At 60.2% G+C, this 7,567-nt stretch carries 4 protein-coding genes; all 4 read right to left on the reverse strand.

Annotated elements, in window-relative coordinates:
* Nucleotides 1-238 precede the first annotated feature (238 nt).
* Nucleotides 239-1,507 (reverse strand): glutamyl-tRNA reductase, encoded by a 1,269-nt coding sequence (gene hemA, locus BGIM_RS0113725; RefSeq protein ID WP_020470339.1) that lies wholly within the window; start codon nt 1,505-1,507, stop codon nt 239-241.
* Nucleotides 1,504-2,316, reverse strand: a complete 813-nt coding sequence (gene ccsA, locus BGIM_RS0113730) for a cytochrome c biogenesis protein CcsA (protein ID WP_020470340.1) — start codon at nt 2,314-2,316, stop codon at nt 1,504-1,506. Before ccsA ends, hemA begins: the two co-directional genes overlap by 4 nt.
* 106 nt (nt 2,317-2,422) lie before the next feature.
* Nucleotides 2,423-5,812, reverse strand: coding sequence for a CHAT domain-containing tetratricopeptide repeat protein (locus BGIM_RS0113735; protein WP_162136249.1), 3,390 nt, complete (start codon nt 5,810-5,812; stop codon nt 2,423-2,425).
* Between the two features lie 495 nt (nt 5,813-6,307).
* A partial coding sequence (locus BGIM_RS0113740) for a tetratricopeptide repeat protein (protein ID WP_390566339.1) occupies nt 6,308-7,567 on the reverse strand: 1,260 nt, incomplete at its 5' end.

Below are 7,567 nucleotides of genomic sequence, written 5' to 3' on the forward strand. Positions count from 1 at the left end.
AACGCAGAACTGATCACTCAAAAACAGAAAGACATGTCGAATGAAAAGCGGCCTGTTCGGCTGCCGCACGGTGTTACGATCAAGAACTTCATCGCATCAGCGTCAACGCAAAGCCAAGATTAAGAGCCCCACTGCGTAAGCGGTGGGGGTTTTGCCCGTGGAAAGCGTCAACCCCCACCGCTTACGCAGTGGGGCTCTTGGCTCTCACGTGAAGGCGTTGGTTTTTGTCCTCGCTCAATCACTCCAGCCGGAACATCCTCTTCAACGCTTCCAGCAAATTCTTCTGGCTGCCGTCTCTCGCCGCTTCATTCAACGCACTAATGGGACCATGAAGCAGGCGATTCTTGTATAACCGAAAGCCGCCGATCATGTAATTTAATTCGGCCTCGGTCAGTTTGCCTTTGAACCGTTCCACCAACGGGTTGACGATCTCGGCCATTTGCTTGTCGAAATCTTCGGTCAGCCGGGCGATGACTTGGCCGTTTTTACGCCGGCCGTGATCTTCCTCATATTTCCGGCGTTCCTCCTCGATCATCGCTTCCGCTTTGTCTACATGACTACGCCGCCGGGCGATGGTTTGTTCGCGGATGTTCTTCAGATCGTCGATGTTAAAGAGAAACACCGATTCGCCGTCGTGGATGGCCGGGTCGAAGTCGCGCGGCACCGCAATGTCCAAGATCACCGTCGTCCGGCGGGGGCGTTTGGCCAGCGCCTTCGCATACCGGGCCTTGGTCATGATCGGTTCCGGGGCGCCGGTGGTGCTGAGGATCACGTCAGCTTGAATCAACGCCGCGTCCAGTTGCTCCCACGGGATGGCCCGCCCGCCGCAATCGGCGGCCATCGTCGTCGCTTTTTCCGGGCTGCGGTTGGTCACCAAAATTTGTTTCGGCTGAAGCTCGTGAAGATGTTTCAGCGTCAGCCGGCCCATCTTCCCGGCGCCGATCACCAGCACCGTCTTGTCGTCGAAGTGATCGAACACTTGTTTGACGTAATCGACGGCCACGCTGGATACCGACACATGCCCCTCGGTGATGCCCGTCTCCGTGCGGACCCGTTTGGCCGCCCGTTGGGCCGATTGGAACAGCGTGTTCAACAGCGGCCCAGTGGTGCCGATTCGCAACCCGGCGTCGAACGCCTCCTTCACCTGCCCGGCAATTTGTCCCTCGCCGACAATCAGACTGTCCAGGCTGGCCGTCACGCGGAAGAGATGCCGCACGGCCTCGACGTTGTGGCGTTCCACCAAGTGCGGATCAATCATCTTCGCCGGCACTTTGTGGCATTCTTCCAGAAACTCGGCCAGCAACTCGCGAGAGGGAAGATGGTCCCCGTCGTTCTTGGCGAGGTAAAGCTCCACGCGATTGCACGTGCTGAGAATGGTTGTCTCGCAACCGTAGCGCGAAGCCAGTTCGGCGATGGCCCAATCTCGCTTCGCAGTGTCGAAGACCAGCTTTTCCCGAAGGTCCACGGTTGCCGAGCGAAAACTCAACCCCAGCGTGAGGAGGTTCATTTGGCGACCTCTCCCGCCGCCGCGAACGGGTGCGAGGTCATCAGCGTGACCAGCATCAGGGCAAAGGCGAACATCGTCAGATAAGCCAGCCGCCGGGCGGCGAGGCCGGTTCCATAACGCAGATAAAGCAACACCAAGGCGACCGCCCAGAGGCCGACCGAGCCGAGGATTTTCGCCGCCGTCCACGAACCGGGGGCGACGACCATCTCGGATCCCGGCCAGCGAATCCAGCCGAGCAACAACCCGACCGTGAGGAACGGAAAGGCCCAGTTGATCGCCCGGCGGTTCATCGTCTCCAGCCGTTCGAGACTGAGCATTCGGAAGCCGCCGAGCAGGCTTTGCTTTTTCTTCAAGCGTCGCAATTGAATCAGATACATGACACTGCCAAGAAACCCCAAGGTGATGCCGACACAGGCCGCGAGCAACAGCAGGCCGTGCAACGTGCCCCAAAAATGCTCGGCATTGAACCAGACGTTCACGTCGGGATCGTCGCCGAGATACGCATACGACAGAAAACTCATGCCAATCACCAGCGGCAGCACAAACAGCGTCAACGGCCGCCCGGTGCGGTGCAGCGCCCCGTACAGATAGAACACGGCCAGCACCCATCCGAGGATGAGCAGCGAGCCGGAACCGGAGGCGGGGCTGGGATGGTGGTAAAGCAGGTAAAACGTGTGGGCGACCAGCCCGGCGAGGCCGAAGCCCGTGCCAATCCACCGCACCACCTCAGACGGGCGATACTGATGGGCGATCTCCAGGACAAACGCCGTGAGATAGCTAAGGCCGAAACAAAGGTGCGTGATCCCCATCGGGGTAGGGTGGATTCCTCGGGCGGTGCGTCGTCTCGTTATTCTACGGAATACCCCCCCGATTCCCCAAGAGAAAGGCGTGCGGGAACGGGGGCGAGACAGCCTTTTACTTCACTTGCCCAGTCACCGCATAGGCCGCCCAATAATACGGGTGGGCGGCGCCGTATCGGGTGCGGCGTTCCTTGATCCGTTCGATTTGGGAATTCCGCAAGGCTTCGTCGCGGGCCTGACCTTTGGAGAGGTTGTCAAAGAAGCCGACCATTAGTTGGGCTGACTCCAAGTCGGGCACCTGCCAGAGTGTGGCGACGACGCTTTCGGCCCCGGCCAGTTGGAATGCCTGCCGCAGACCGGCGACGCCTTCGCCGTTTTTGACATCTCCCAAGCCGGTTTCACACGCGGAGAGAACCACCACCTTGGTGCCGCGAAGATCGCAGCCGACAACCTCCAGGCCGGTGAGGATGCCGTCGTCCCCGTCGGCGTCGGCCGAGTTGCAGGCGGCGAACAGCAACCCGCAGCGGCGAAGCGGGTCTTCCAGCGGCTTTGAGTCTTTGGTGCGGGCGGCCGAGCGGGATTGGGTGGGGTCAAGGTTTTCCCGTAGTTCGGCTTCTTGATCCGGCTTGAAGAATCCGTGCGTGCAGAGGATCAGGGCTTCCGGATTGCGGAAACTGGTGACCACGCTCTTGAGGGCCTGCCGCTCCGTCAACACGCGCGGCTTGCCGCTGAGCCACTTTTCGACGTGCGGCGTGATTTCGCGGGCCTCAATGGCCGTGCCCGGCAGCGAGGGGACGCGGCCGATCTTCAGGGCCAGCCGCCGGGAATCCAACCCGCGCGAGGGGGCTTCCTTCAGAAGCAACTTCGCCTCCTCGGCGGCCGACTTCGCATCCAGATCGAAATCCGGGTTCGCCACGATGACGGCCGGGGAGGGGGTGATCTTTTCCTTCACGGCGACGAGATCCCGGCCGCTGACCACGTTCCGGATGACAAACCGCTCGATCGCATATTTGCCATCGGGCAACGGCATCGCCGCCCACGGCAACAGCCAGAGCGAGCCATCCGGGCTGATGACCAGCGTTTCGGCATCGCCGATTTCCTTCAGCACCGGATGAAGAACCCGCTTGGCCAGCGGAACCAGCGCCTCCAGCAGCTTCTTCTCGGCATCCGGATTGCCGACTTCGGGGATCAGCTTTGGCGCCCCGGTCAGTTCCTTGCGGGCCGCCGCCACGAGTTCTTCAATCTCCTTGGCCGAGCCGAGATCAACCACGCGAACCGGGCCGGTTTTCGGGGTGATCCACGCGACATAGCACGCCTCGCCGTATAGTTTTTCACCCACTTTGGGGATGAGATTGGCCCGTTCAAAGCGGGCAAAGTCGATGAACACCGCGTTTTTGGGAAGTTCTTTCCGCACGGCATCCAGTTCCACATACGGAAGAGGCTGGCCGAGATGACTGCCGGCGCCTTGAAGAGTGACGGCCAGTTCTTTTTCACGATCCAAGAGGACGGCCCGCCGGGCGGCCGTGAGCAGATCCGCGACTTTGCGAACCTTGGATGAAAGATCGGCCAGTTCGGCCCGGATCTTCCGCAACTCTTTCGCCGCCGGGGAATCTCCGGCGTTGGCTAGCTGCGCCGTCCGCGCCTGCGTTTCCTGCAAGGAGCCTTTGCCGTTGAGGAGCCACGCTGCCGAGGCTTCGGCAAACTTGGCTTCGTCGGCGTTTGCCGCCCCCATCGTCAGGGCCAGATATTGGGCGTACAAATCGGTTTCTTTCAAGAATGTTTTCTGGTCGTCGGCCGACTGTCCGGGGAGAACGCTCGTTACGAAGGTCCTCGTGTGCCGACGGGACGCATCCATGAACGGCAGGGCTTCCGTCCGATTGCCCAAGGCATAAAGCGTCCGGCCCAACAATTGTTCCTCGATGATCATTTGGGGATGGGCCTCCCCCAAGGTGGCCCGCAATTGCCGCAGGCTCTGGCGAAGCGGCTCCTCGGCCTTCGCATAGGCCAGGGCCGAGAAGTAACCAAAACCGATGTTATACCGCAGCCGAACGGTCTCCGGGTGGTCCGGCCCGAGTTGCTTCACATGGATTTGATAAGCCCGGTCAAGGATGTCGAGCCGGGCTTGTTTGTCGGTGACAATTTTTAACCGATAGATATTGTTCAACACGACGGCCGTCTGGAGGCTTTCTTTGCCCTCACCCACGTCGATGATATCAAGCGCCTTTTCGTATAATTCGCCGGCTTTTTCATATTCACCGCGATTCTGACAGATCGTGCCGATGTTGGCATACGATTGCGCGGTGGCCGAATGCCGGGGGCCAAACACCACCAGGCGAATTTCCAGCGCCTTGCGATAAGCGGCCTCGGCTTTGTCATTAAGCTCCAAGGCGCCATAAACCTGGCCGAGGCTGTTATAAACATAAGCCGTCTGCGGATGGTTGGGCGGCAGATTTTCGTTGCAGAGTTTGAGGCTGGCGTTGAGATCTGTTTCCGCTTGATTGAGCGACCCGGCTTCAAAGTGGATGTTGCCGAGCCGGAAGTAATTTGCCGCGATGGCCAGATTGTCCCGCTTTGGCTGCTTCAAGTTGATGGCCAGCGCCCGGCTGGCAAAAGTCTCGGCCTTGGAGAGCTTCCCTTGGCGGCCGTAGAGTTCCGCGAGGTTGTTGAGGGCCGTCGCCGTGGCCGGGTCGTCTTTCCCCTTGTGGCGTTCGATGATTTCCAAGGCTCTGTTGTACAGCGTCTCGGCTTCCGCAAGCCGCCCCGTCGCCATGTGGACGGCCGCCAGGTTGCCTGCCGGAACGTCGACGGCATAACCATCCTTTCCATAGGCGATTTCGGCGACTTCGAGGCTTTGCTCCAAAGTCGTCCGGGCATCCTTCCAGTTTCCCTGCCTTGCCTGAATTTGACCAAGGACGTTCAGGCTGATGGCCAGCGTCTTGGAATCTTTGCCGTAAACCCGCCCGGCAAACTCAGCCCCCCGCCGGGCAAACGGCTCCGCCTTTTTGTAGGCGCCGGACCCGGCGTACATTTCGGAAAGATTGTCGAAGGAGATTTTCAGGAAGGCGTTGTTCGCCTCGACGAGCTTTTCGCGGGCGCGCAGGGCTTCGAGCAACAGCGGTTCGGCCTTGTCGTATTGCCGCAACCGGGCAAGTGTGATGCCGAGTTTGTCGGAGGCGTTGGCCGTGCTGAGATGGTCGTTGCCAAGGTGCTTTTGCCGGATGGTGAGCGTTGCCGAGTAATGCTCGGCCGCCTTGCGGAGGTTGCCCCGCTGCGTCTCGATTTCGCCGAGTTCAAAGTACATGTCCGACCCGTTCGGGTGGTCCATCGTGAAGTGTTTTTCCGCAAGGGCGATAGCCTCTTTGACCTGCCGCTCTGCCTCGTCCAGTTTGCCGGCCTTGAGCGACGCCCGGCCGTCCTGAAGAAGAGTGCGAATCTCGTTTGCCTGCCCAAAACCATTCCCGGCCATCAACACGAGGCAGAACAGAGGCAACCCGTATCGGAACATCGGAAACTCCAGGGAGAGAATTCTGGCCGGCATCCTGTGGCGGCGTGCAATGCCCCGTACATGCTAACATCGCGGCTGTGACAGGGGAAAATCGGATTTTTGCGAAAATGCGCATGGTCCGGCGCTCAATCAGTCTTGTGTTTACTCACGTCGATCATGCTTTTTCGCCCCAAGGGGGCGCTCGAAAATAGCCAAGGGCGGTTGCCGCCCTTGGAAAATGGCCGTTCCCCCGATCTCCGCCCCAACGGGGCGGCACATCGAATATGTGTCGCCCCGTTGGGGCGAAAACGCATTAATTGCCGATGTTTCCAGGGGCGGCAACCGCCCCTGGCTATTATCGAGCACCCCCTTGGGGCAAAAACCATCAACACGGTTTGATGCGAACGAAGGGATTAAAAGTGCCCGAAAGATTGGTCATATCCAAGCAAGTGAAAATACCGTCGGCCCGACCTCCGCCCGTTTTGAGGAAGGAGGCCGGAGCCGACGGGCGGGCTTTCATCCGCCGGGTTTCGGCTTGTCCGTCGAGGGGAGCGGTTCCTTCGGGGGATTCTTCAGATAATCGAGCATCTTTTTGGAAAGCTCGTCTCCGGGAATCAGCTTCAGCGTGGCCTCCAGTTTGGCGATGGCGGCCTCCTTTTCACCAAGCGTGAGATAGTGGTAGGCCAGCAAGAAGGCATCTTCCCCGGCGGTTGGGTTGTCCTTGAAATGGGTTTCCAAGGCCCGCAGTTGGGAAGTGTAATCCTTGACATCTCCGTAGAGGGCGCTCATGGTTTCCCAGTTCCAGCCCGGCCCGCTCGCCAGCACGGAATAGATGGCCGCCGAGGCGTTCTTGTAATCATCTTTCCGGACATCCCCGCGGGCGAAGAGGAACAAAGCCCGCAACTCGTGCAGGGCGGGATCGTTCGGAAGTTTGGCGATGGCCTCCTCGATCTTTTCCAAGGCGACGGTGTACGCCCTCAGTTTAAACGCCTTCCGGGCGTCGCCGACGATGTTCTCCACTTGTTGCTGGAGATTTTTCGCCTCGTCGTCGGAAAGTTTCGACACATCCGGCGCCGCCTCTTCTTGTGGCGAACGGACGACGGTTGGATCGGAGGCAAGCGGCTGGGGGATGGGGATGTCTGTCGGCACATCCGTCGCCGCCGGGGCCACGGGGGAGAGCGCCGGGGCCGTGATAATCGGCTGGGAGTAATTGTAAATCACCGTCGTGGGCACGGCCGGGGCGACATAGAACGGGTTCACATAAGTATAAGTGGCCACGCGCGGGGACAGCAGCCAGCCGGTGGCCAGCCCGGCCGTGAACCAGGCGGCGTTGTTGCCCCAATAGCCGGAATGCCAGCCGGAGTGCCAGCCGCCGTAATAGCCGGACCAACTGCCGCCGTAATAACCGCCCCACGGACGGTTGTACGCCGGGCGATAGTTGTTGAAGTGATTGTTGTTGATGTTGTTATTGATGATCGTGTTGCCGCCGTTGTTAATCACCGGGCGGTTGTTGATCCAGGTCGGCCGGTTGATGTTATTGTTGCCGCCGTTGTTGATAATCGGCCGGCTCGGATTGACCGGCGGCCGAACCGGAACCACCGGCCGAGGCGGGAGCGGCCGAACCGGCTCCACTGGCCGGGGCGGGAGCGGCCGAATTGGTTCCACCGGCCGCGGGGGCATTGGCCGGATCGGATTCACCGGTTGCGGAAGAGGCTTCGGCAATGGCTTGGGGTTAATTGGCAGTGGAAGAGGCTTCGGCATTGGTCGGGGGTTAAT

Source organism: Zavarzinella formosa DSM 19928, from assembly GCF_000255705.1.
Taxonomy (GTDB): Bacteria; Planctomycetota; Planctomycetia; order Gemmatales; family Gemmataceae; genus Zavarzinella; species Zavarzinella formosa.